22 protein-coding genes and 2 tRNA genes are annotated in these 22,938 nt (G+C 71.6%); 11 read left to right on the top strand and 13 right to left on the bottom strand.

Going from position 1 to position 22,938, the window contains the following annotated elements; all coding sequences use genetic code 11:
• Positions 1-175: 175 nt before the first annotated feature.
• From MT994_RS15820 to ddaH, 3 genes are read right to left on the bottom strand one after another with little or no spacing between them, the layout of a single operon-like run.
• On the bottom strand, positions 176-1,459 hold the full coding sequence (locus MT994_RS15820; RefSeq protein WP_354807027.1) for an aminotransferase class I/II-fold pyridoxal phosphate-dependent enzyme: 1,284 nt from the start codon (positions 1,457-1,459) through the stop codon (positions 176-178).
• A 10-nt stretch (positions 1,460-1,469) separates the two neighbouring features.
• The gene (gene rocD / locus MT994_RS15815) at positions 1,470-2,774 is read right to left on the bottom strand and encodes an ornithine--oxo-acid transaminase (protein ID WP_354807026.1); all 1,305 of its coding nucleotides are present in this window, start codon (positions 2,772-2,774) and stop codon (positions 1,470-1,472) included.
• Positions 2,771-3,766 (bottom strand): dimethylargininase, encoded by a 996-nt coding sequence (gene ddaH / locus MT994_RS15810; protein ID WP_354807079.1) that lies wholly within the window; start codon positions 3,764-3,766, stop codon positions 2,771-2,773. Before ddaH ends, rocD begins: the two co-directional genes overlap by 4 nt.
• Before the next feature lie 242 nt (positions 3,767-4,008).
• On the opposite strand from ddaH, the gene MT994_RS15805 reads away from it, so the two are divergent.
• Complete coding sequence (locus MT994_RS15805) at positions 4,009-4,914, top strand: PadR family transcriptional regulator (RefSeq protein ID WP_354807025.1); 906 nt, start codon at positions 4,009-4,011, stop codon at positions 4,912-4,914.
• A 109-nt stretch (positions 4,915-5,023) separates the two neighbouring features.
• On the opposite strand, the gene MT994_RS15800 is transcribed toward MT994_RS15805, so the two are convergent.
• The 3 genes from MT994_RS15800 to MT994_RS15790 are packed head-to-tail and all read right to left on the bottom strand — an operon-like array spanning position 5,024 to position 6,970.
• On the bottom strand, positions 5,024-5,500 hold the full coding sequence (locus MT994_RS15800; protein ID WP_051028110.1) for an SRPBCC family protein: 477 nt from the start codon (positions 5,498-5,500) through the stop codon (positions 5,024-5,026).
• 11 nt (positions 5,501-5,511) lie between these two features.
• On the bottom strand, positions 5,512-6,429 hold the full coding sequence (locus tag MT994_RS15795) for a hypothetical protein (protein ID WP_354807024.1): 918 nt from the start codon (positions 6,427-6,429) through the stop codon (positions 5,512-5,514).
• Between the two features lie 22 nt (positions 6,430-6,451).
• Complete coding sequence (locus tag MT994_RS15790) at positions 6,452-6,970, bottom strand: OsmC family protein (RefSeq protein WP_081895945.1); 519 nt, start codon at positions 6,968-6,970, stop codon at positions 6,452-6,454.
• A gap of 167 nt (positions 6,971-7,137) precedes the next feature.
• Here MT994_RS15790 and MT994_RS15785 point away from each other — a divergent pair, with 167 nt between their 5' ends.
• Both MT994_RS15785 and MT994_RS15780 read left to right on the top strand, forming a co-directional pair.
• Entirely contained in the window at positions 7,138-7,881 is a 744-nt protein-coding gene (locus MT994_RS15785) for an SDR family oxidoreductase (RefSeq protein ID WP_163188058.1), read from the top strand.
• Positions 7,882-7,934: 53 nt separating this feature from the next.
• The gene (locus MT994_RS15780; protein WP_354807022.1) at positions 7,935-8,843 is read left to right on the top strand and encodes an RNA polymerase sigma-70 factor; all 909 of its coding nucleotides are present in this window, start codon (positions 7,935-7,937) and stop codon (positions 8,841-8,843) included.
• Between the two features lie 19 nt (positions 8,844-8,862).
• Here MT994_RS15780 and MT994_RS15775 read toward each other — a convergent pair whose 3' ends face one another.
• Entirely contained in the window at positions 8,863-10,284 is a 1,422-nt protein-coding gene (locus MT994_RS15775; protein ID WP_354807021.1) for an FAD-dependent oxidoreductase, read from the bottom strand.
• A 268-nt stretch (positions 10,285-10,552) separates the two neighbouring features.
• Between MT994_RS15775 and MT994_RS15770 the strand changes: the two genes are divergently transcribed.
• Complete coding sequence (locus MT994_RS15770) at positions 10,553-11,347, top strand: thymidylate synthase (protein ID WP_211933931.1); 795 nt, start codon at positions 10,553-10,555, stop codon at positions 11,345-11,347.
• On the top strand, positions 11,347-11,895 hold the full coding sequence (locus MT994_RS15765; protein ID WP_354807019.1) for a dihydrofolate reductase: 549 nt from the start codon (positions 11,347-11,349) through the stop codon (positions 11,893-11,895). Before MT994_RS15770 ends, MT994_RS15765 begins: the two co-directional genes overlap by 1 nt.
• A gap of 58 nt (positions 11,896-11,953) precedes the next feature.
• On the opposite strand, the gene MT994_RS15760 is transcribed toward MT994_RS15765, so the two are convergent.
• Positions 11,954-12,958, bottom strand: coding sequence for a nucleoside hydrolase (locus tag MT994_RS15760; RefSeq protein WP_354807018.1), 1,005 nt, complete (start codon positions 12,956-12,958; stop codon positions 11,954-11,956).
• 104 nt (positions 12,959-13,062) lie between these two features.
• On the opposite strand from MT994_RS15760, the gene MT994_RS15755 reads away from it, so the two are divergent.
• From MT994_RS15755 to MT994_RS15745, 3 genes are all read left to right on the top strand, one after another.
• Positions 13,063-13,135: transfer RNA gene (locus MT994_RS15755), tRNA-Arg, on the top strand.
• An 844-nt stretch (positions 13,136-13,979) separates the two neighbouring features.
• Complete coding sequence (locus tag MT994_RS15750) at positions 13,980-14,453, top strand: hypothetical protein (RefSeq protein ID WP_354807017.1); 474 nt, start codon at positions 13,980-13,982, stop codon at positions 14,451-14,453.
• Positions 14,440-15,567, top strand: a complete 1,128-nt coding sequence (locus MT994_RS15745) for a serine/threonine-protein kinase (protein WP_354807015.1) — start codon at positions 14,440-14,442, stop codon at positions 15,565-15,567. Before MT994_RS15750 ends, MT994_RS15745 begins: the two co-directional genes overlap by 14 nt.
• Before the next feature lie 476 nt (positions 15,568-16,043).
• On the opposite strand, the gene MT994_RS15740 is transcribed toward MT994_RS15745, so the two are convergent.
• Positions 16,044-16,553, bottom strand: a complete 510-nt coding sequence (locus MT994_RS15740) for a hypothetical protein (RefSeq protein WP_354807014.1) — start codon at positions 16,551-16,553, stop codon at positions 16,044-16,046.
• Positions 16,554-16,603: 50 nt separating this feature from the next.
• Between MT994_RS15740 and MT994_RS15735 the strand changes: the two genes are divergently transcribed.
• Positions 16,604-17,802 (top strand): IS3 family transposase gene (locus MT994_RS15735; protein ID WP_354807078.1). Its coding sequence is split into 2 segments (ribosomal slippage): positions 16,604-16,835 and positions 16,835-17,802, totalling 1,200 coding nucleotides; the frame shifts between segments, so codons are not numbered across the junction.
• Between the two features lie 513 nt (positions 17,803-18,315).
• Here MT994_RS15735 and MT994_RS15730 read toward each other — a convergent pair.
• Positions 18,316-20,079: an AAA family ATPase gene (locus MT994_RS15730; protein ID WP_354807013.1), complete on the bottom strand. Its 1,764-nt coding sequence runs from the start codon at positions 20,077-20,079 to the stop codon at positions 18,316-18,318.
• A gap of 324 nt (positions 20,080-20,403) precedes the next feature.
• Between MT994_RS15730 and MT994_RS15725 the strand changes: the two genes are divergently transcribed.
• Positions 20,404-20,468 (top strand) — tRNA-Arg (locus MT994_RS15725).
• A gap of 76 nt (positions 20,469-20,544) precedes the next feature.
• On the opposite strand, the gene MT994_RS15720 is transcribed toward MT994_RS15725, so the two are convergent.
• The 3 genes from MT994_RS15720 to arr all read right to left on the bottom strand — a co-directional run bounded on the left by MT994_RS15720 (position 20,545) and on the right by arr (position 21,961).
• Positions 20,545-20,889, bottom strand: coding sequence for a hypothetical protein (locus MT994_RS15720; protein ID WP_354807011.1), 345 nt, complete (start codon positions 20,887-20,889; stop codon positions 20,545-20,547).
• 2 nt (positions 20,890-20,891) lie between these two features.
• Positions 20,892-21,359: a type II toxin-antitoxin system Phd/YefM family antitoxin gene (locus tag MT994_RS15715; RefSeq protein WP_354807009.1), complete on the bottom strand. Its 468-nt coding sequence runs from the start codon at positions 21,357-21,359 to the stop codon at positions 20,892-20,894.
• Positions 21,360-21,550: 191 nt separating this feature from the next.
• The gene (gene arr, locus MT994_RS15710; RefSeq protein ID WP_354807008.1) at positions 21,551-21,961 is read right to left on the bottom strand and encodes an NAD(+)--rifampin ADP-ribosyltransferase; all 411 of its coding nucleotides are present in this window, start codon (positions 21,959-21,961) and stop codon (positions 21,551-21,553) included.
• Positions 21,962-22,299: 338 nt separating this feature from the next.
• Here arr and MT994_RS15705 point away from each other — a divergent pair, with 338 nt between their 5' ends.
• Positions 22,300-22,896, top strand: coding sequence for a PAS and ANTAR domain-containing protein (locus MT994_RS15705; RefSeq protein WP_354807007.1), 597 nt, complete (start codon positions 22,300-22,302; stop codon positions 22,894-22,896).
• Positions 22,897-22,938: the final 42 nt, after the last annotated feature.

The raw sequence follows: 22,938 nt of genomic DNA, 5'->3' as shown, positions 1-22,938 counted from the left end.
ACTCATCGGTCGCGCACCCCTCTCATCGTGCGCCGGAGAAGGGGACGCTGACCAGCGCGATGCACCAGGAGCGAAGAGACGCGCCGGAACGAGGTAGAGCCTCCGGCCGCGAGGGAGAACCCGGGGCGCTCTCTCTCGCGACCGGAGGCTCTACCTCGCGGGGGTCCGGGGCCCTCTACCGAGCGGCGTGCTCCGCGGCCGCGAGGAGGACGCACGTCGCGACGCCGTCCATCGCGACGCGGACCTCCTCGATCGGGGGGAGGGTCGGGGCGAGGCGGAGGACCTTGTCCTCCGGGTCCTTGCCGTAGGGGAACGGGGCGCCCGCGGGCGTGAGCGCGATGCCGGCGCCCTTCGCGAGCTCGACGACGCGCGACGCGGTGCCCGGCACGACCTCGAGGCTGACGAAGTAGCCGCCCTTCGGCTCGGTCCACGACGCCACGCCCGTGCCGCCGAGGCGGTCGGCGAGGATGCTCGTCACGGCGTCGAACTTGGGGGCGATGATGTCGCGGTGCTTGCGCATGTGGGCCCGCACGCCGTCGGCGTCGCCGAAGAACAGCGCGTGCCGGAGCTGGTTGACCTTGTCCGGGCCGATGGACTGGGCGGACAAGTGCTTCTTGTACCAGGCGACGTTCCCGGGGGACGACGCGAGGAACGCGACGCCTGCGCCGGCGAACGTGATCTTCGACGTCGAGGCATAGAGGATCACGCGGTCCGGGTGGCCGGCCTCGGCGGCGAGCGCGATCGCGTCGGCGCTGCGGACCTCGTCGTCGGTGAGGTGGTGCAGGGCGTACGCGTTGTCCCACAGGATGCGGAAGTCGGGGGCGGCGGCGGGCACGGACACGAGCGCCCGCGCGACCTCCTCCGTGACGACCGAGCCGTCGGGGTTCGCGTACGTCGGCACGACCCACATGCCCTTGATCGTCGGGTCGTCGGCGACGAGCGCGGCGACGGCCGCGGCGTCGGGGCCGTCCGCCGTCATGGGGACGGTGACCATCTCGATGCCGAGCGCCTCGCACACGGAGAAGTGGCGGTCGTAGCCGGGCACGGGGCAGATCCAGCGGACCTTCTCCTCGCGGCCCCACGGGCGCTCGGACCCGGGGACGCCGAAGAGCGTCGCGTACACGAGCGTGTCGTACATGAGCGTGAGGCTCGCGTTGCCGCCCGCGAGGAGCTGCTCGACGGGCACGCCGAGCAGCTCGGCGAAGATGCGCCGGAGCTGGGGCAGCCCGTCGAGGCCGCCGTAGTTGCGCACGTCCGTGCCGTCGGCGTCCGTGTGCACGCCCTCGCCCGGGAGCGCGAGCAGGGCCTCGGAGAGGTCGAGCTGCTCGGCCGAGGGCTTGCCCCGCGTGAGGTCGAGCCTCAGCCCCAGCGCCTGCAGGTCGGCGTACGCGCGACGCAGGTCGTCGAGGGACGACGCGAGGGTGGTGGTACCGGGTGCGGTGGGCTCGGGCGTGGTCACCCTCCGGACTCTACCGACCCCGCGCAAGGTCCGTCAGGGCGTCCTCCAGGGCGGACAGCCCGGTCTCGAGGTCCTCGGCTGTGATGGTGAGCGGGGGAGCGAGGCGGATGGTCGAGCCGTGCGTGTCCTTGGCGAGGACACCGCGCGCGAGCAGCGCCTCGCAGAGGTCGCGGCCCGTCCCGCGCGCCGGGTCGAGGTCGAGGCCCGCCCACAGGCCGAGGCCGCGGACGCCGTCGAGCAGGCCCGCGTCGACGAGCCCGGTGAGCCGGTCCTGGAACCCGGCGCCGAGCTCGCGCGCGCGTCGCTGCGGCTCGCCCGTGCGCAGCAGATCGACGACCGCGAGCCCGACCGCGCACGCGAGCGGGTTGCCGCCGAACGTGCTGCCGTGCGTCCCGGGCGTGAGCACCTCGAGCACGTCGCGCCGCCCGACGACGGCCGAGACCGGCACGATCCCACCGCCGAGCGCCTTGCCGAGGGTCACGAGGTCGGGCCGCACGCCCCACGTCTCGGTCGCGAGCGTCGCCCCGGCGCGCCCGAGGCCGGACTGGATCTCGTCGGCCACGAGGAGCACGTCCCGCGCGGTCGTGATCGCGCGCAGGCGCGGCCAGTAGTCGTCGGGCGGCACGACGACGCCCGACTCGCCCTGCACCGGCTCCAGGAGCACGGCGACGGTCGTGTCGTCGATCGCGGCGGCGACCGCGTCGACGTCGCCGTACGGCACGAGCCGGAACCCCGGCGTGTACGGGTCGAACCCGCGCCGGGCGTCGGGGTCGTCGGAGAACGACACGATCGTCGTCGTGCGGCCGTGGAAGTTCCCGGAGCCGACGACGACCGTCGCCTCGCCCGGGGGCACGCCCTTGACGTCGTAGCCCCACTTGCGCGCCGTCTTGATCGCGGTCTCGACGGCCTCCGCGCCCGTGTTCATCGGGAGGACGAGGGAGTCGGCCCCGCCCGTGGTGAGCGGCCCGACGAGCGCCGCGAGCGCCTCGGCGAACGGGTGCAGGAGGTCGTGGTCGAACGCGCGCGACGTGAGCGTGACGCGGCCGAGCTGGCGCGTGGCGGCGTCGACGAGCGCGGGGTGCCGGTGCCCGAAGTTGAGCGCCGAGTACCCCGCGAGGAGGTCGAGGTAGCGGCGACCGGTCACGTCGGTGACCCACGACCCCTCGGCGCTCGCGACCGTGACGGGCAGCGGGTGGTAGTTGTGCGCGAGCGCGCCGCCGCCGGTGCCGTCAGCGGGCCGGTCGCCGTCGAGCGGGCCGGTGGCGCTGCTCGCGCCCGTGCCGCCGTCCGACGCGCGGACCTCCTGGGCGGTCACGACGCGCTCCCGGTCGGCGCCGGGGCGGGGACGGCGGGCTCGCGGATCTCGAGCGTGCAGCACTTGGCCCCGCCGCCGCCGCGGAGCAGCTCCGACGTGTCCGCCGCGACCGTCTCGTAGCCGCGCTCGCGGAGCGCCGCGGCGAGCCGGCCCGCGCGCGGCGAGTGCACGACGTGCGTCCCGTCGCTCACCGCGTTGAGGCCGAGCACGGCGGCGTCCTCCTCGGTCGCGAGGAGCGCGTCGGGGTAGCGCTCGCGCAGCACCTCCTGCGCGGCGGGGGAGAACGCGGCGGGCAGGTAGACGACGTCGACGGCCGGCGGGCCGGTGAGCGCGGGGTGGGTGCCGTCGTCGGGGTGCACGGCGTCGCCGGTCCCGCGGGTGCCGGCGGTGCCCTCGTTGCCGCGCAGCACGGTGAGCGCCGTGTCCAGGTGGTAGAACCGCGGGTCCACGAGCTCGAGCGTCACGACCTCCCGGCCCCACAGGGCCGCGGCCTCGGCGTGCGCGGCGCGCTCGGTGCGGAAACCGGTGCCGGCGAGCACGACGTCGCCGGCCAGCAGCAGGTCGCCCTCGCCCTCGTTGACGTGCTCCGCCAGGTGGGTGACGTACCCGTGGTCGGCGAACCACTTGAGGTAGGCGGGTCCCTCGGGCCCGCGCTCGGGGTGGGCGAAGCGCGCGGAGTAGACGAGGCCGTCGACGACGGTCGCGCCGTTGGCCGCGTAGACCATGTCCGGCAGGCCGGGGACGGGGTCGATCGTCTCGACGGTGTGGCCGAGGTCGCGGAAGGTGTCGCGCAGGCGTTCCCACTGCGCGACCGCGAGCGCGGTGTCGACCGGTGTGCGCCGGTCCATCCAGGGGTTGATCTCGTAGCTGACGGTGAAGTACGTCGGCCGGCACATCAGGTAGTGCCGGGACTGGCCTGGGCGCATCGCCGCCTCCTCGCGGGAGCCGGGCCGCCGGGGTGGTGCGGCCCGGGGGGGTGCCGGACGGGGGATGCGCCCGGTGCTGCTGGTGGCTGCCGGTTGGCTGCTGGAAGTCAGCGTACGTCCGGGAGGTGTGCGCGTCCTGGGACGGCACGCGAGCAGCAAGGGTGTTGACAGCGATATTCTATCGATATATCGTTACCGTATCGCTGAGCCCGAGACGCGGCTCGCGACGACCGCGCGGCCGGACCGGCCCGCCACGCTCCGCGGATCACCCGGAGCCCTCGAACATCCACGTACAGGAGACACCTCTCATGCACCACGCACACCAGCACCGGGGCAAGACCCCGGAGAACGTCCAGAACATGTCCCAGCCGTCCGGCGAGCGACCCGGGCCGCGCCCGGACCGCCGTCGTCGCGACGGCTTCCCGCCCGTGCCCGACGACGCGGCCTGGTTCCGCGGCGACGGCCCCCGTGGCCGCGGCGGAGCCCGCCGCGGTGGTGGGCGCGGGTTCGGCGGACCGGCCGACGGCGGCCGGGGCTTCGGCCCCGGCGGTCCGGCCGACGACCGTCGCGGGTTCGGTCCCGGGCCGGGAGGCCCCGGGTTCGGCCCGGGCGGGCCCGGCTTCGGTCCCGGTCACGGCGGTCGCCGCCACGGGGGCCGCGGTCGCGGCCCCGGGCGCGCCGGCCGCGGCGACGTCCGCGCCGCCGTCCTGCTGCTCCTCGCCGAGCAGCCCATGCACGGGTACCAGGTGATCCAGGAGATCGCGGAGCGCAGCGAGGGCCAGTGGCGCCCGAGCCCCGGCGCGGTCTACCCGGCCCTGAACCTGCTCCAGGACGAGGGGCTCGTCGAGCTCTCGGCCGACGGCGGGCGCCGCCTCGCGACGCTCACCGAGGCGGGCACCGCGTACGTCGCGGAGCACGCCGACGAGCTGGGCGACCCGTTCGCCGACGCCGCCGGTCGGGGCGGCCGCCCGCGGCGCGAGCTGCGCGCGGGCGTCGAGGCCGTGGCCGCGGCGGTCCACCAGGTCGCCCGCACCGGCACCGACGAGCAGACGACGGCCGCCGCGGAGCTCCTCGAGCGCACGCGTCGTGAGCTCTACCTGATCCTCGCGGGCCCGGCCGTGCCCGACACCTCGACCGACCGTGCGTCGTCGGGCAGCCCGACGGAGGACACCTCGGTGGAGGACGCCCCGGTGGAGGACGAGCCGACGGCCTGAACCCACCACCCCGGACCCGGGGTCGCGCGGTACCGACGCTGGTCGGTCCCGTGGGGCCCCGGGTCCGTCGCGTCCGCGGGGCGCGGCCCGGCAGCCGGGCCGCTCGTGGCTACCGGCGGGCGCGCAGGCGCGCGTCGAGGCGGCGCAGCGAGACGTGCATCATGACGCGCAGCGCGACCCCGACGAGGGGCGCCGTGATCCCGCGGGGGACGGGACCGGCGAGGTACGCCTCCTCCCACCACACGACCCGGCAGCGGCCCGTGCCGAGCGGCACGACCTCGAAGCCCGCGTCGCCGAGCAGCGCCGGTCCCAGCTTGCGGATCCGCGTGCTGCCCGGGCGGCCCGCCGCCACGGACGGGCGGTCGAGCGACTCGACGACCATGCGGTCCGGGAAGCCGCGGCCCGTGCGTCGGACGAGCGGGCCGCTCACCATGGTGAACCGGTCGCCCACCTCGGGGCCCCGGCCCGCCGGGGTCGTCATCACGGTGAGCGGGATGAACCGCGGGTGGGTCCGCGGGTCCGCGACCCACGCGAACGCGACGGACGCGTCGACGTCGAGCTCGCGCGCGACGGCGACGCGCCGCACGCCCCGGGTCGTCACTCGGCGTCGCGGGCGGGGGAGCGGTCGCGCCGTCCCCGCCCCGGCAGCAGCCGACGACGGCGGCGCGGCTGCGCGTCCTCGGGGACGGGGACGAGCCGCGGCGGCGCGTCCTGCACGGGCGACTCCACGACCTCGAGGAGCCGGCCGAACACCGACGGCGGCGGCCCGAACGCGCGCCGCGACTGGGCGATCACGCCGTGCCCGAGCGCCCGCGCCCCCGCCACGCCCACGACGGCGCCGACGCCGAACGGCACGAGCCGACCGAGCGCGAGGCCGGACTGCTTCGCGAGCTGGGTGCGCAGGAACCGGTTGCCGAGCGCCTTGTTGACCTTGACGAGCGTCCCGGCGGGCATGCTCGTCAGGAGCACCTTGCCCCACGCGAGGCCCGACCCCTGGGTCGCGCGCTCGACGTCGCGCGCGCCCTTCTCGCCGAGCACGGTCGCGAGCAGGAGCGCCCGACGGCGGCCCACGTCGTCCACCGCGATGCCGTGCACGTCCGCGACCGCGAGCGCGAACGCGGCCGAGGACGCGAAGAACGTCGCGACGTCGCTCGACGTCAGCGCGATCCCCACACCCGTCCCGACCGCGGGGAAGGCGGCTGCCGCGCCGACGGCGCCGCCCGCCGTCTGGATGACGAGCAGGTACTCGCGCTCGAGGATCCGGACGATCTGCGCGGGGCTCGCCTCGGGGTTGCGACGGCGCACCGAGTCGACGTGCGCCCGGATGACGTGCGACGGGATCGTCACCGCCTTGTCGAGCGCGGCGTCGAGCAGCGGTGTCGGCCGGTAGGCGGACCACTCGACCGCGTCCTGCGTCGAGAGGTCCCTGCGCCCGGCGTCCGGGGGCGGGGTCCCGTACTCGGGCACGCCGCCGCGCGGCACGGGGCTTCTCGAGGGGTCCTGCTGGTACGCCATGGCGCCTCCCGTCATCCCGCGGTCAGTCCTGGGTCTCGACCTCGCGGCCGGCACCCTCCGGCTGGAACAGGTACTCGACCTCGGCGCCGGCCTTGACCGTCCGTCCTACCGTGCACGCCTTGTCGATCGCTCGCGCGGCGACGGTGACGAGCCGGTCGCGCGCGTCGTCGTCGAGCGACGTGAGGTCGATGTCGTACGTGCCCGTGATCTTCGGGTACCGCTCCTCCTCGAGGAGCTTGTCGCCCTGGACGTGGATCGTCACGGCGTAGTCGTCGCCGAGGCGGCGGGCGAACGTGCGGTCCGTGCTCATGCCCGCGCACGCCGCGAGGGCGATCTTCAGCAGCTCGCCGGGCGTGAACACCGCACCCTCGCTCGCCGGGCCGATCGAGACCTCGGCGCCGCGCGCCGACCGGCCCGTGTACGTGCGGGTGCCCGTGCGCTCGACCCACAGCGCGTCGGCCGGGGCGGGCGACGGCGCGGGGACGTCGTGCGCGGCCTCGTCGGCGGCGCTCAGGGTGTTCTCGGCAGGCTGCGTCGTCATGCGTGAATCCTCGCACTCGTCGGGTCGCGGCGTCGGGGCGTCCGCCCTCCGGGGAACGTGCGGCGGGCGCGCGCGATTCCCGCGCGCGCGTGCCTGTCACACCGCGGACGGTCGTCCGGTCGTGAGAGTGGTGCGCGGCACCCGCCGCGCCGGAGAGAGGAGACATCATGAGAGTCGTCGTCGTCGGAGGCACCGGGCTGATCGGGAGCCAGGTCGTGCAGGACGTGCGCGACGCCGGGCACGAGGTGGTCGTCGCCGCGCCCAGCACCGGCGTGGACACGTTGTCCGGCGCGGGTGTCGACGAGGCGCTCGCGGGTTCGGACGTGGTCGTCGACGTGTCGAACTCGCCGTCGTTCGCGGACGACGACGTCCTGCGGTTCTTCGAGACGTCCACCCGCACGCTCCTCGACGCGGAGGCCCGCGCCGGGATCGGGCACCACGTCGTCCTGTCGATCGTCGGCACGGACCGGACCGACGCCGGCTATCTGCGGGCCAAGGTCGCCCAGGAGCGGCTCGTGCGTGCTTCCGGGCACGGGTGGTCGGTCGTGCGCGCGACGCAGTTCTTCGAGTTCGCGCGCTCCATCGCGGACGGCGCGACCGTCGACGGCGTGGTGCATATCCCGCCCGTCGCGTTCCAGCCCGTCGCCTCGGCGGACGTCGCGCGCACCGTGGCCGACGTCGCGACGGGTGTGCCGCTCGCGGACGTCGTCGAGCTCGCGGGGCCGGAGCGGTTCCGCTTCGACGAGTTCGTCCGCGAGGCGCTCGCGGCGCAGGGCGACGACCGGGAGGTGGTCGCGGACCCGGAGGCGACCTACTTCGGGGCGCAGCTCGTCGAGGACGCGCTCGTGCCCCGGGGGGAGTCCCTGCGAGGTGCCACGACCTTCGCGCAGCACGCGGAGCGCGTCGCGTGACGTCGTCGTGCGGCAGGGCCGCGCGAGCCTGGTCCGCGTCGTAGCGTGGCTGCATGAGTCTCGGCCCACGAACGCCCGAGAGCCCCGTCGTCCGGGAGGACGAGGGGGCTCTCGACGCGTTCCTGAGCGTCCGGTCCCGGCTCTTCGGCATCGCCTACCGCATGCTCGGCAGCGCGACGGAGGCGGAGGACGTCGTGCAGGAGGCGTGGGTCCGCTGGCAGGGCACGGACCGGTCCGTGGTGCGGAACCCGGCGGCGTTCCTCACGACGACGGTGACGCGGCTCGCGATCAACGCCGCGACGTCCGCCCGTGCGCGCCGCGAGACGTACGTGGGTCCGTGGCTCCCCGAGCCCGTCGACACCTCGGACGACCCCGCCCTGGGCGCGGAGCGGGCCGAGGCGCTCGAGATCGCGACCCTCGTGCTCCTCGAACGGCTCGCGCCGGTCGAGCGCGCCGTCTACGTGCTCCGCGAGGCGTTCGACTACCCGTACCGGCGCGTCGCGGAGATCCTCGGCCTGACGGAGGCGAACGCCCGGCAGCTCGCGCGTCGGGCGCGGGAGCGGCTCGGCGCGCGCCCGGCGGTCCCGGTCGACCCCGGAGAGCACCGTCGGCTGCTCGACGAGTTCGTGGCCGCCGCGCACGACGGCGACCTGGCCCGCTTCGAGCGGTACCTGGCCGACGACGTGGTCGCCCGCCCCGACGGCGGCGGGAAGGTGCACGCGTCGCGCGTCGAGCTCGTCGGGCTCGCGCGGGTGTCGCTGTTCCTCGACAACGTGTGGCGCAAGTACTGGGCGGACGCCGTGGTGCACGTCGTCGAGGCGAACGGTCGCCCCGCGCTCCTCGTCGTCGTCGACGACGCGCCGTTCGCCCTGGTGTCGCTCGACGTGACGGCGCGCGGGATCGAGCACGTGTATCTCCAGGTGAACCCGGAGAAGCTCGGCGGCTACGCGGCCGTGGGCTGACGCGCGGCCGCGTACCGCCTCAGGCGACGCGGGCCGGCTCGTCGCCGTGCGTCGCCGCAGCCCGTGCCGCGGCGTCGGCGTGCCCGGCGGTGCTCGCCTCGGTGGAGCCGACGTCCGCCCGCGGCACGCCTGCGACGAACGCGGCGCGCGGACGCTGCACGGCGCTGAGCGAGACGACGTCGCGTCCGAAGATCGCCGCCGTCAGCCAGACCGCCAGGACCCGGACCTTCCGCTCCCAGGTGGGGATCGCGAGCACGTGGTACCCGCGGTGCGCGAGCCAGGCGAGCGCGCCGCGCACGACGAGCCCGCGGTACTCGAACAGGCCCGTCCCGATCCCGAGCGTCGCCACGACACCGAGGCTGCCGTGCCGGTAGGGGTGGGTCCGGCGCCCACGTCGGACGGCGACCAGGTTGCGCGCGAGGCGTCGCCCCTGCCGCACGGCGTGCTGCGCGTTGGGCACGGTGAGCGCACCCGGTCGGGCGGTCGAGAGATCCGGCACGGCTGCCCCGTCTCCCGCGGCCCAGGCGTCCGGGACGAGCTCGTCGCCGGTGCCGACCCGGAGGTCCGCTCGCGTGACGACGTACCCCCGAGCATCCACGGGCAGGTCGGTGTGCGTCGCGACGACGGGGTTCGCGGCGTTCCCCGCCGTCCACACGAGGAGGCCCGAGGCGAACTCCTCCCCGGTCGAGAGCCGGACGACGCCGCCCTCGGCCGACTCGAGCCCGGCGCCCAGGTGGACGTGCGCCCCGCGGGCCTCGAGCCGGCCGACCACCCAGCGGCCGGGGCGGTCGGTGACCTCGGGCAGGATCCGTGGGCTCCGCTCGACGAGGTGGAACTGCACCTCGGGCGCGGCGATCTCGGGGTAGAGGTGCAGGAGGTCGTGCGCGAGCGACAGGAGCTCGGCGAAGCCCTCGACCCCGGAGAACCCGCCGCCGACGAACGTCACGGTGAGCAGGCGCTCGCGCTCCGGTCCCCGCGGCAGGCTCGCGGCACGGTCGAACGACGTGAGCAGGCGGTCTCGGACGGCGACGGCCTCCTCGACGTGCTTGAGGCCGATCGCGTGCTCTGCGACGCCCGGGACGGGGAAGACTCGCGTCACCGCGCCTGCGGTGACGACCACGGTGCCGTACGGCAGCCGGTACGCCGGACCGGACCGGGGCTGCACGACGACCGCGCGGTCCGCGTGGTCGATGCGCGTGACCGTGCCGTCGACGAGGCGCGTCCGGCGCAGGTGGCGTCGGTGCGAGACCGCTGCGTGGCGTGCCTCGACCGAGCCCGCGACCACCTCGGGCAGGAACGGCTGATAGGTCATGTACGGGCGGGGGTCGACCAGGACGAGCTCGACCTCGCCGCGCCGCAGCTCGCGCCGCAGGTCCTGCTCGAGCTCCCGGGCCACGGTGAACCCGGCGTAGCCCCCGCCGACGACGACGATCCGTTCCATCACGAGCCTCCTGGTGCTTGTGGGCGCCTCTCCGACGTCCCTACCCCTCCGACCGATCCGGACGTCGTCGCGTGACATGACGTGCGTCACGCCGACCGCGAGGCCGCGAGGTCGCGGACCGTCGACGTGGGGACTGGCCGGCCGCGGTGTTTGACCCACCCCGTGGCGACGACCGACACTGGCGACCGTGGCCCCCGACGCACCCTCCTCGACCCTTGCCGTGGCGACCGAGTGCGAGCGTGCGCCGTCGGGCAGCGCGCCCGGGCCCGTGCCCACCCCGTACGAGGACCTCCTGCGCGACGTCCTGGCGAACGGGACGCCCAAGGGCGACCGCACCGGGACGGGCACGCGCAGCGTGTTCGGGCGGCAGCTCCGCTTCGACCTGTCGCAGGGCTTCCCCCTGATCACGACCAAGCGCGTGCACCTCAAGTCGGTCGCGTACGAGCTGCTGTGGTTCCTGCGCGGCGACTCGAACGTGCGCTGGCTCCAGGAGCGCGGCGTGCGCATCTGGGACGAGTGGGCCGACGCCGACGGCGAGCTCGGCCCTGTCTACGGCGTCCAGTGGCGCTCGTGGCCGACGCCGGACGGCCGCCACGTCGACCAGGTCGCGCAGGTGATCGAGCAGATCAAGGCGAACCCCGACTCGCGGCGGCACATCGTCTCCGCGTGGAACGTCGGGGAGATCGAGGACATGGCGCTGCCGCCGTGCCACGCGTTCTTCCAGTTCTACGTGGCCGACGGCCGGCTCTCGTGCCAGCTCTACCAGCGCTCGGCCGACCTCTTCCTCGGCGTGCCGTTCAACATCGCGTCGTACGCGCTGCTCGTCCACATGGTCGCCGCGCAGACCGGCCTCGAGGTCGGCGACTTCGTGTGGACCGGCGGCGACGTGCACATCTATGACAACCACGTCGAGCAGGTGCGCGAGCAGCTCACGCGCGAGCCGTACCCGTACCCGACGCTGCGCCTCGCGCCCCGCGACTCGATCGACGCCTACGAGTACGAGGACATCGAGGTCGTCGGGTACCAGCACCACCCGACGATCAAGGCGCCGATCGCGGTCTGATGCTCGGACTGATCTGGGCCCAGGCGCGCGACGCCGCCGGGCGGCCCGTCATCGGCGCGGGCGGCACCATGCCGTGGCACCTGCCCGAGGACCTCGCGCACTTCCGGCGCGTCACGTCGGGCCACCCCGTGGTCATGGGCCGCCGCACGTGGGACTCGCTGCCGCCGCGGTTCCGGCCCCTGCCGGGGCGCCTCAACGTCGTCGTCACGCGCCAGGAGGCGTGGGTGCCCGACGGCGGCCGCCCCGAGGGCGACGGCGGCGCGCCCGTGCGCGTGGCCGGGTCGGTCGACGCGGCGCTCGCGGCCGCGCGCACCGCGGCCCGGACGAGCGGCTCCGACGAGGTGTGGGTCATGGGCGGGGCCCAGCTCTACGCCGCGACGGTCGCCGAGGCGGACCGGTGCGTGGTCACGGAGATCGACGCCGTCGTCGACGGCGACACGTTCGCCCCCGAGGTCCCCGCCGGGTGGTCCGTGAACGCGGGTGAGTGGGCGACGTCGTCCACCGGTCTGCGCTACCGCGTCGTCACCCACACCCGCCCCCCTCGCTGAGTGCGTGAATTCGTCGCGCTCGCACGGTCCGAGCGCGACGAGATCACGCACCCAGCGGTCAGGCGGGGTCGCCGACGCGGCGCAGGGCGTCCAGCACGAGGTCCCAGAACCGGCCGTGGTCGAGGGTGACCGCGACCTGCGTGCGGCACTCCTCCGGGCCGGGCTCGTCGCCGCGCAGGTCGGCGACGGTCATGCCGGTCGTCAGCCCGCCGTGCAGCTCGACGTCCAGCGGCGCGCGGCGCGTCGTCATGACCGACGGGTCGACGACGTACGCGACCGCGCACGGGTCGTGCACGGGCGGGAAGGGGAAGCCCTGCGCCGTGCGGTACGTCGTGCCGTAGAAGTCCAGCAGCTCGCCGACGAACCGGGCCGGGGCGGTGCCGAGCGCGGCGATCCCGTCGCGCACGCCCGCCGTCGCGACGGCCTGGTGCGTGAGGTCGAGACCCACCATCGTCACCGGCCACGCCTCGGTGAGCACGACGTGCGCCGCCTCCGGGTCCGCGAGGACGTTGAACTCCGCGACCGGCGTCCGGTTGCCCACGTGGTACCCGCCGCCCATGAGGACCACCTCGCGGACGCGCGGCACGATCCGCGGCTCCTTGCGCGCGGCCATCGCGACGTTCGTCAGCGGGCCCGTCGGGACGAGCGTGATCTCGCCCGGCTCGGCCGCCAGGACCGTCTCGATGATGAGGTCCACCGCGTGCCGGTCGTCGACGGCGCGGCGCGGGTCGGGCAGCACCGGCCCGTCCATGCCCGAGTCGCCGTGGATGTCCGGCGCGACGATCCGGGGCCGGACGAGCGGACGGTCGCACCCGGCGGCGACCGGGACGTCGATCCCCGCGAGCTCCGCGACGGCGAGCGCGTTCCGCGTCACCTTCTCGAGAGTCTGGTTCCCGGCGACCGTCGTCACCGCGACCAGGTCGACGGCGGGGCTCCCGTGCGCGAGGAGCAGCGCGATCGCGTCGTCGTGGCCGGGGTCGCAGTCGAGGACGATCCGGCGGGGCGGGGTCGTGCGGGAGTCGGGGGTGGGCGGGACGAGGGGGGCCGGGTCGTGAGCGGACATCGACCCATCCTCGCGCGTCCCCCGGACCGGAGCGGCTTCCGGCGCGCTTCGCGTCCGGGCGCCCGTGACGGCTAGGCTGTGCTGCGGCCCTGACCCGGGGCCACGCGCCTGTAGCTCAGGGGATAGAGCACCGCTCTCCTAAAGCGGGTGTCGCCAGTTCGAATCTGGCCAGGCGCACACAGTAAAACCGCAGGTCACAGGCACTTTCTGTTGACACCCTGGCTCTGGTGGCTCCCCGGGCGGGGGAGGAAACTGCTCCAAACTGCGACGCTCTGAGCTGCACTTATACAAACTTGTTACTTCTGAGGCTCCCCCAAACCTCCCCCGGGGGAGAGCCGGGTGCGCGTGTCAAACACCCACCAGCAAGGCACCGCACAGGGGGTCGGGGGAGGTGCGGGGGAGCGGTCTGCGGACCTGTCACGGCCTGGCAGGTGGTCTGCGCGGGATGGTGCGGAACACGTCCTCCACCCGCAGCCACACCACCAGCTCGTGCTGGTTGTACGGCGGAGTCAGAGCCTTCACCACCACCATCACGTGGGAATCGGTCCATCTGATCGCCCTGGTGGGCAATAGCTCCTCGTGCGTCTCCCACAGGAGTCTGACGATGACGGGGGGGTCGCCCGACGGGGCGAACAGGTGCCCTGCCGGGCGACTCCTAGTTCAGGGGCTTGCACTGCGCCCAGGGCTGGTCCTCCAGCTGGTCCGGGCGCGGGGCGGACGCCATCACACCAGCACGGTCGTCACCCTTGCGGCGGATCAACCGCCGCGCGTCGTCCTGCTCACCCACCCCACGAGCCTACGCCACCACTCGAACTCACGTTCGATCAGCTGGGGGTTCTTGCGTCAGCACGCACGGAACCCGCAAGCGCCTGACACACGCTGGCCGCCCGATCCGCCTGACGGACCATGGCTCCACTGCTCCACAGGTAGCTGGAACATGTCGCCGCTATCGAGAAGCAACTTGCCAGAATGCCGTCCCGGCGGCACATCCACGTGCCTGCATGTTGATAGCATCCTGCGCATGCGCACATTGGGTGCCAGCGCGACAGGCGCAACAATCTGGCTCGCCGTCATCGAGGACGGACAACTTCGTGACTCCGACCCGCACCGGCTCGTGGCGGGGGAAGGTCTGGAGCGAGGACAGCAGCTCGTTGCGCTGCTCGACGACTGCACCCGCGTGCTCGAGGAACTCAAGCCCGAGGCTGTTTCCGTGCTCGATCCCGAGGGCAACGGCAAGTTCACCTTCCGGCAGAGTCGAGACCGAATCACCGGCGAGGTGTTGCTCTCCCTCGCAGCCGCCCGCCTCAGCATTCCATGCAGCTATGTGAGCCGTGCGTCCGTAAAGTCGCGACTGAGCCTCGGGTCGGCCGGAAGCCTGGCGAGCCACGCCCCCAAGGTCTTCCCGCAGCCGCTTAGCCCCTACTGGAAAGGTAAGCGGGACCTCGCTGCCATGGCCGCCCTCGCAGCCCAGGAGGGGTCGAATGCTCCTCGGTGACCACTTGACCCGCCCGACCTACCGCATCCTTCAAACGATCGGCGAAGGTAACCAAGGGGTGTGTCGTAAGGCATACCACGAGGTCTTCGAGTGCGAAATGGTCCAGAAGACCATCGCAACGATAGGGGCCCCAGACTCGGCGGTTCGAACGTCAGAACCGGCGCTCCTCAACAGGATCAGGCACGACCGAATCGTAACGGTAAACGAGGCGCAATGGGACCCAGACTCACGATGGTCCGGCCTCGGCGCGATCACGTTCGTCATGCCCTACTACGAAGAGGGCAGTGTCTATGGGGCACTGATCGACGGGCATCGGTTTAGCGTCAGACAGGCCACGCAGATCGCGATCGACGTCCTCGACGGACTGCACCACATGCACGCCGTCCATGGGCTCGTTCACCGCGACGTCAAACCTGCGAACGTGCTGCTGGAAGACGGGAAACGGCGCGGATGCCTGGCAGACCTCGGAAGTGCGGCGTACATAGACCCGTCTACGGGCGGAGCGTCAAGCCAGATGGTCACACCCCTCTACCAAGCACCCGAAGCGGGCCCGGCGGGGGTGACCACAGCACTCGGTGACGTCTATGCCGTCGGTGTGATGATGATCGAGATGCTCAACGGGCGATTCCCCTACGAGACCATCGACGAAGTTGCGGTAGACGCCCGCCTTGGCGCTGGGCAACGGGCTCTTGACGACCGCTCGTACGAACCCGAGTTCTGGGTTCCAAGGCCGCTCGCAACCGCGATTCGGGCGATGTGTAACGTCGACCCGGAGAAGCGGCCGAGGACTGCGGCCGATGCGCTCCGCACTCTTCAGAGCCTGCGGGTCGTGGACTGGGCAAGAACATCGGGCGACGGCCATGAGGGCGTCTGGATCGGCTATTGGCCGCCAGAAGCACGTCGCGAGTCGCAGCGCGTCACTGAGGTGACTGTCACCACACTGGCGTCCGGTCGAGACGCCGGAAAGCTCGAAGCCGCAGCGAGATGGCGTCGCCCGAACGGCCCCTGGCGGAACTACGCCCAGCTCAAGGATCGCTTCGACGCTGGTGACCGCCCAGCCCTTGCCCGCTTCTTCCGACGCGTTGATGCGAAGGCCCAGTCCGCCCCGACGTGACGAAGGATGTCCTCCTCAGTCGGGTCGAGACACATCGACAGGAGGTGCACATGGGCACGCGCCGACTCGGTCACCGTGAACCAGGCATCATGACCAGCCTCGTGCGGTTCGAGCATCCCTCGGGAGACTGCGATCCAGGTGGCACCGGTCAAACCGGACACTCGGGCTCCGACATCAGGGTTAGGCGTAACCCGGACCTCGACATCAAAATGTGCGAGCACGCGTCTGGAGGCTTCCGAGTCGATCTCGGCTAACGCGCTGATGGCGCAGTGCGCTAACCGTGGGTTGCGCGCGTCGAGCGCATCGATGTCCCCGGCCACCATGAGGGCGACCAGGAGATCTGGCAGACCTCCCATAGGCATGACCCTAATGTACGGGCAGGGTCCAACAGGACAGGGGAGGCGCCCCGGCAATCCCCCGTGCGCCTCAACGATAACCTCGTGCTCGATGTGGACTGGTGGTGGGAAGGTGAGGCGTCACCCGAGGTAGGCGCTCGGGCTTGTGCCAGTCTTGACGGCGAAGCCCAGGCGGTCGTTGCGCCACTGGGTCCCGGTCCAGAAGGCCAGCCACATGGTCCCGTCGCTGCCCACGTAGTTGATGTAGTGCTGTCCGTTGGCTCCGAGGTAGGCGCTCAGGTTGGTGCCGGGAAGCACTTGAGCACCTAGGCGGTCGCCGCGCCACTGTGTGCCCGTCCACTGGCCGAGGTTGAGCACACCGTCGCTGCCCACGTAGGAGACGAACATCTGCCCGTTGGCTCCGAGGTAGGCGCTCGGGCTTGTGCCAGTCTTGACGGCGAAGCCCAGGCGGTCGTTGCGCCACTGGGTCCCGGTCCAGAAGGCCAGCCACATAGTCCCATCAGCACCCACGTAAGGGGCGTAGAGCGCACCGCCAGTAGGGATGACACCTGACGCAGGAACAACCCCGGTGGGGCTGTGAGTCACCCCGGCGTGTCCGGGGACCTGATTCCTTGGAAGGATGAAGGTCATGGCACGTCCCCTCGAAGTACCCGCCGGAGTTGCGGGAGCGTGCGGTGCGGATGGTCGCTGAGGTGCGGCCGAACTACGGCACGGAGTACGAAGCGATCCGCGAGGTCGCGCACAAGCTCGGGATCGGTTCGGCCGAGACGTTGCGGCAGTGGGTGCGCCGCGGGCAGGTCGATGCCGGTCAGCGCCCCGGGATCACGTCCGAGGAGTCGGCGGAGATCAAGCGGTTGCGGCGCGAGAACGCCGAGCTGCGGCGGGCGAACGAGATCTTGAAAGCTGCGTCGGCTTTCTTCGCGGCCGAGCTCGACCGGCCACAGACCAGGTAGTGGCGTTCATCGAGGCGCACAAGGATCGCGCCGTGGGTGGTCTGCGTTGGGGAGTCGAGCCGATCATCGCTGTCCTGCGCGAGCAGGGCATCCAGATCGCCCCGTCCACGTACTACGAGGCTCGAGGTCGCTGCCCCTCGCGCCGGGCGGTGCGCGATGAGCAGCTGCGAAAGGTCGTGTTCGAGGAGTGGTCCAAGCGCCAGGTCCTGGGCGCCAGGAAGCTGTGGCTACGACTGCGCAGGGACGGGCACGACATCGCCCGGTGCACCGTGGAGCGCCTCATGGGCGAGCTCGGCATCACCGGGGCGGTGCGAGGCAAGGCGCGACGTGTGAGGCCACCGGAGCCGGCCACGGTCCGTGCAGCCGACCTGGTCGACCGGCACTTCGCCGCGTTCGCGCCCAACACGTTGTGGGTCGCGGACTTCACCTACGTCCCGACCTGGTCGGGCATGGTCTACGTCGCGTTCGTCTTCGACGTCCACTCCCGCCGGATCCTGGGCTGGCGGGCAGCGACATCGATGCGGACCGACCTGGTATTGGACTGCCTGGAGATGGCGCTGTGGACCCGGCGCACCGAGGGAGTGGTGGACCTGTCCGGGCTGGTCCACCACACCGACGCCGGCAGCCAGTACACCTCGATCGCGTTCACCGACCGCCTCATCGACCACGGCATCGACGCATCGGTCGGGTCCGTCGGGGACGCGTACGACAACGCCCTGGCCGAGTCCCAGATCGGGCTCTACAAGACCGAGCTCATCCGCCCCGAAGGCCCCTGGAAGGGCCTCGACGACGTCGAGGCCGCCACCCTGGACTGGGTCCACTGGTTCAACACCGAGCGCACCCACGGATCCATCGACGACCTCACCCCGGTCGAAGCCGAAGCGCCCTACTACAGTCACCACCAACGCCAAGCTGGAGCGGCTTGACGCATGAAACCCAGTCCCCGGAAACGCCGGGGTGACTCAAAGGTCCGCTGGTTCTTAGTTGACCAAAAGACGGGCACTGCTGTCCGCGCGTCTGGTCCGCAAGTAGAGGTACCGAACTGGGGGTGGGTGCTCGATCAAGCCCGCACTTTCGACCATGACGCCTACAACGGCCGCCCCATGACAGTGCGTTTTCCAACGGTGACTATCGTCCCTGTGCCGGGGGCCAAGCCGATCCCATTGACTCAACTCTTGGTGCCTCCCGGCCATCCCGCGAAGCTTGATCGACCGGAGCGCGTCCGGTTCTGAACACGCTCCGGTCTGAATCTCGCCGCAGGCTCTAAGTGGGTTTGTTCCCCAACTCCCAGCCGCTTAGCATGAGCTCCGTAACGTCCACCCCAGGCCGAAGGCCGCGGAGGCCTTCCCTGTTTAGGGCGCGGGTCTGCGGCACGAATCGCCTTCGGCTCACAGACCCGGAGAGGTGGCCTGGGTGTGGTGCGTCGCGTGCCTGCGGGTTCACGCTTCGCCGGTAGCACCACCATGCGGAGATGGTGCCGGTGGGTTGAGGTTCCACTCTGCGACGGGCTTGCCCCGGTCGATCTCCACCCAGTAGCCCTTGTACAGGGCGGGGGAGCGCACGGTCAGCCGGTGAACACCGTCCTTGACGTGCTCGACGGAGACCAGACGCGCATCAGTTGCGGCAGTGGGTCCGACGGGTCGGTCCAACATGGCCCCTGCTGAGAACCGCAACTCGGAGAGGAGCGCTGCGCCGACACGTTCGACCTCGAGAGTCAACAGCTCGAACAGGTCGATGTCCGCGCCATTGCGATGCACCGCCCATGTGACCGCTTCCGCCAGTGCGTCGGATGCTGCCGCCGCATTGCGAAGCTCGTTCACGCTCTTCGCATGCTCGGGCATACCGAGGGCATCTTCGATGGTCCCGTTGGGGTGTAACCACACCCCCGCATCGCGCCACACATTCAAGACAGCATCGAGACACCTGCCGCCGGGGGAGTGCTTGTCGAGTGCAGCAGCAGCCCGGGCGCGCTCGGTGTCGTTCGCTGGAACATGCTGAGCCTGGTTGATCGCTTCAGTCACAGGCTGAAGAGCCTTGGAGGTGCTCGCCTTGGAGAGATAAAAAGCGTCAACGTACGCCTGTCTGACCAGTGGCAGCGGGTCAACGGCCGCCCTGACGGTTATGTCGAACAGTGCGTCCAGGTCTGCGATGACTCTCACGTCGAGGTTTGCATCGCGGGCGATCCGCAACCACAGGGGGATCTTGCTCTTCCCACCGCAGGCGATGAAGTCGGTCTGTGCTGCTTCTTCTCTCGCGCACACTCTACTGGCGGTGGTTGTGAACGCTGCGACGTCGCCGACGCCTTCGACGAGGACCGGCCGCGGGCTGAAGACCAGGTCGCCGACGAGCTGCGGGTTCTCGGACAACGACTGCTCGACGTCCGCCCTGCGACCAGCGGGGACCTTCGCGCCGAGCCTGGTCGGCTCCTTCTGGGGTTGGGTCACCCAGATCGCGGTCATGTCGTCCCAGGTCGTCGGGGTCAGGAGCCTCGGCTCGTGGGTGATGACAACCGCGCGGCGACCAGAGCTGCGGCACTCGGCTTGCAGTTCTTGGAGCCACAGGCGCGACAGCGACGGGTGTAGGTGCAGCTCTGGCTCGTCCACTAGGAGCAGTTCCCAGTCGGTGCGATAGACCGCTGTGAGCAGGATGACCAGTTCGCGCAGGCCGTGCCCCTCTTCCCGCAGAAGGCTGTACTGCTGCCCGTCGAGCTCGACTACGGGGTCCAAGAAGCCGGACTTCTCCTCCAGGCGTATGCGACGCCCGAAGGCCCGCCGGACGAGGGCTGCTAGGCGAAGGAGTGTGTCCGGCTGCTCGCGCAGGACGTGAAGGGTGTCGTTGGCCGTGCCCCAGCTCTCGGCGGCCTGCTTCGACTGCTGCTTCGCCTTGTCGTCGGTTCCCGCCCCTGCGTACTCTCTGGGGGACGCTCCAACACCGGTGGAGACGGGGGAGTACGCGGTGATTCCCGCGAGCCTGTCGGCGGACAGGTAGTGAACCGTTCTCCCCGCTCCGCGCATCGCGCTCGTCATCGCCTTGGCTGTGCGGGTCTTGCCGCTACCGTTGCGCCCGACCAGGAACTGAACTTCCGGGGTCCAGTCCGGTTCGAAGAACATGTCACCGGCCCTGGCGCTCCCGGGGTAGACGCCACCCCAGGTGATGGTGACCGGCGGTAGCTCCAACCTTGGGGCATCGACGAGAACGACCATGCGGTGATTTAAGCAGGACCGAGGTGGCTTCTGTGCGCAGCGAAGAGTGTTTCACCCGTGCCCCCGTGCTTGACGATGACGCGCTTACGTTCGACACGCGCACCCCGCTTGCCAGACCATGACCAGACACCCCATGCCGGTTGCAGACACATGGGCGTGATGTGGCTTCTAGGAAAATCGCCCGTTGTGCGGTGTTGGCGTAGAGAGCGGTATATACCCGATACTCGTGGTATTAGATTGCCCTGTGGCCTGCGGAAACGTCTGGCGTTTCTCGGGCTCCCCCAGGCCTCCCCCGCTGCTATAGCACATGTGCCCTGACCTGCGGCGACGCGGCCTAGAGCACCGCGCTCCTAAAGCGGGTGTCGCCAGTTCGAATCTGGCCGGGCGCACCCAGCAGGACCGCTGTCCAGAGTCCGGCGAGTCTGACACTGCCCGCACTGAGGCCCGGTGCGCGTGGCGGTGCGGTCACTTCGTGGCGTTCGGGTGGTGCGTGGGCACGTCGAGCACGTGGACCGTGCCCGGGGCACCCGAGGTCACGTAGTACCACAGTCGTGCCCCGCCCGGGAGCTGGTACTGCCGTCGTACGTGCTCCACACCGTGGACGGTGACAGTCGCGAGGTCGCCCTTCAGCGGATGGCACGTCGGGTCGTTGCGGACCGGGTCACGCGTCAGGGCGTCCCAGGCATCGGCCAGTGCGTTGAGCTTGGTGGCGCGAAGGTCGCGCCAGCCCTTCTGCGCCTGCTGGGTGGCGAAGACCAGTCGGTGTTCGGTGCGTTTCGTCGGCCGCTCGACCTGGACGTCCTTGGGCACGATCACTCGTCGCCGTCGGGGCGCTCGACCTCGACCTGCTCGTCGAGCCACACGTACTCGGTGCGGTCCCAGCCGGCTGCCTTGGCCTGCGCCGTCGACATCCATGCATGGATGACCGTCGACAACGGTTCGAACTGCGCCACGGATGCGCACGCGCGAGCGGTGCGGACGAGCTCGTCGGCGAACGCCTCCTGCTCGGCGTCCGAGAGGAAGATCATCCACGGGAACGGGTCCCGAAGACGGGCCGCGAACGAGCTGGGCCAGTCCGAGACGGCGACGGCGACGATCTGCGCGGCGAGGGCGAGCCCGGCGCGGTCTGCGTCGGCCTCGGTCTTGCGCATGAGGACGAGCTCGTCGCCGTCACGGCGCGTGATGGTCACCGGGCCGCGGTCGGCTGCCGCGGCGACGGCCTTGCTGTCGCGCGAAAGGTCGGAGAACTTCACGCGCTGCTCGACAGTGGAGGCACTCATGCCCGCCATGATTTCAGAACTAGTTCTGAACGGCAAGGGCGAGTGGGACGGAGTGGTCCCAGGAGTGGAAGGAGAGCGGATCGGTCAGCGTCGTGGCGTCGCCTCGGGCCCCAGCCTCGGGCAAAGCCCCGTCCGGCGTCCGCGGCGCGACGGCGCGGCTCGGCACCGACGCACGCCCTGACCCCGAGCCGTTAGTTGATGATCTCGCCGCGCTCCTCGGTCCGCAGGGCCGCGAGGCGCGCGCGCCAGCTCGCGAGCTCCTCGGGGCTGAGCCGCGGCCACTCGGCGACCTCGCGGACCACCCGCAGGGGTGCGCTGCTCCGGTAGGACCGCGTGGGGTTGCCCGGGAACTTCTTGTCGGTGACGTTCGGGTCGTCCTCGAACGGGCCGGTCGGCTCGACCTCGTAGACGCGTGGTGCGGCGTCCCCGGCCGCGAGTTCGGCGGCGAGCGCGGCTCCGCCGACGAGCGCGGTGAAGTAGACGTGGTTCATGGCGATCTCGGGCCGGTAGTTCGACCGGAAGCCCGCGGTCAGCAGGTCGCCCGCCTGCAGGTCGGCCTTCGTCCCGTGGAAGAAGGGCCCCTCGTCCGTCGCCTGGTCCATCCGCTCAGCGTAGACAGCACGGTGTCTCGGGCCGCGCGGTCGGTCCCGGTCGCGTGCGGTCCCGATGCTCCGGGGTCCTACGCCGCGCCACGGTCCGGTCCGGCCCTAGCGCCGCCCGAGCCAGAGGTGCACCGGCTGCGGACTTCTTCACGGGCCGGTGCCCCCTGCGGCACCTCGGCCGCAAGGACACCCTAAGAACCGTTTCCCTGTGCTCGCCACCTGTCGCCTTCTCCGGTTCGGGAGTACGGTCGAAGGGTTGAGTCTGGACCTGGCTCCTCATCCTCTGGAGAAGACGGAGCACCGACATGTCCGTGGACGACCATGCCATCGACCATTCCTTGACCCGCGGAGCCGGACAGAAGATCGGCCAGTATCGCCTCGACCTGGGTACCGGCACCTGGTGGTGGTCGTCGGAGACGTACCGGGTCCATGGCTTCGAGCCGGGCGACGTGGTGCCGACCACCGAGCTCGTCCTGGCGCACAAGCATCCCGACGACCGTGAGCACGTGCGTGCGGTCCTCGACCGCGCCGCGGCCACGGGGGAGCCGTTCTCGAGCGTCCACCGCATCATGGACGCCCACGGCGTCGAGCGGTACGTCGTCCTCGTGGGGCAGGGGCGCCGCGACCGCGAGTCCGGCGAGGTCGTCGAGCTGCTCGGCTACTTCGTCGACATCACGGCGACGGTGGCGGGGCGCGCGCAGGAGCGTGCCCGCCGGGACATCACCGCGGCCGCTGAGGGCCGCGGCCCGATCGAGCAGGCGAAGGGCATCCTCATCGCCACGCACGGCGTGAGCGCGGACGAGGCGTTCGCCCGCCTCAAGCAGGTCTCGAACGACAAGAACGTCCGCCTGCGCGAGCTCGCCTCCGTCGTCGTCGACGAGGCGGGGCGCGCCGGCGGGGACTGCGCCGAGCGCGTCGACGCGATCCTGCGGTAGGCACCGCAGACGAGAAGAGCCCCGCGCTCCCGGACGGGAGTG

It is taken from the genome of Cellulosimicrobium sp. MI9406, assembly GCF_040595865.1.
Classification (GTDB): Bacteria; Actinomycetota; Actinomycetes; order Actinomycetales; family Cellulomonadaceae; genus Cellulosimicrobium; species Cellulosimicrobium funkei.
The sequence above is the reverse complement of the archived record's forward strand: the minus strand, read 5'-3'. Positions and strand labels throughout refer to the sequence as shown.

What these genes read in the sequence shown, in the direction of transcription:
- MT994_RS15760 (WP_354807018.1), bottom strand. Translation starts at nt 12,958, where the DNA reads ATGTCCGCTCACGACCCGGCCCCCCTCGTCCCGCCCACCCCCGACTCC.
- MT994_RS15790 (WP_081895945.1), bottom strand. Translation starts at nt 6,970, where the DNA reads ATGACGACGCAGCCTGCCGAGAACACCCTGAGCGCCGCCGACGAGGCC.
- MT994_RS15780 (WP_354807022.1), top strand. Translation starts at nt 7,935, where the DNA reads ATGAGTCTCGGCCCACGAACGCCCGAGAGCCCCGTCGTCCGGGAGGAC.
- MT994_RS15745 (WP_354807015.1), top strand. Translation starts at nt 14,440, where the DNA reads ATGCTCCTCGGTGACCACTTGACCCGCCCGACCTACCGCATCCTTCAA.
- MT994_RS15715 (WP_354807009.1), bottom strand. Translation starts at nt 21,359, where the DNA reads ATGAGTGCCTCCACTGTCGAGCAGCGCGTGAAGTTCTCCGACCTTTCG.
- MT994_RS15765 (WP_354807019.1), top strand. Translation starts at nt 11,347, where the DNA reads ATGCTCGGACTGATCTGGGCCCAGGCGCGCGACGCCGCCGGGCGGCCC.
- MT994_RS15740 (WP_354807014.1), bottom strand. Translation starts at nt 16,553, where the DNA reads ATGACCTTCATCCTTCCAAGGAATCAGGTCCCCGGACACGCCGGGGTG.
- MT994_RS15775 (WP_354807021.1), bottom strand. Translation starts at nt 10,284, where the DNA reads ATGGAACGGATCGTCGTCGTCGGCGGGGGCTACGCCGGGTTCACCGTG.
- MT994_RS15795 (WP_354807024.1), bottom strand. Translation starts at nt 6,429, where the DNA reads ATGGCGTACCAGCAGGACCCCTCGAGAAGCCCCGTGCCGCGCGGCGGC.
- MT994_RS15785 (WP_163188058.1), top strand. Translation starts at nt 7,138, where the DNA reads ATGAGAGTCGTCGTCGTCGGAGGCACCGGGCTGATCGGGAGCCAGGTC.
- MT994_RS15750 (WP_354807017.1), top strand. Translation starts at nt 13,980, where the DNA reads ATGCGCACATTGGGTGCCAGCGCGACAGGCGCAACAATCTGGCTCGCC.
- MT994_RS15805 (WP_354807025.1), top strand. Translation starts at nt 4,009, where the DNA reads ATGCACCACGCACACCAGCACCGGGGCAAGACCCCGGAGAACGTCCAG.
- arr (WP_354807008.1), bottom strand. Translation starts at nt 21,961, where the DNA reads ATGGACCAGGCGACGGACGAGGGGCCCTTCTTCCACGGGACGAAGGCC.
- MT994_RS15730 (WP_354807013.1), bottom strand. Translation starts at nt 20,079, where the DNA reads ATGGTCGTTCTCGTCGATGCCCCAAGGTTGGAGCTACCGCCGGTCACC.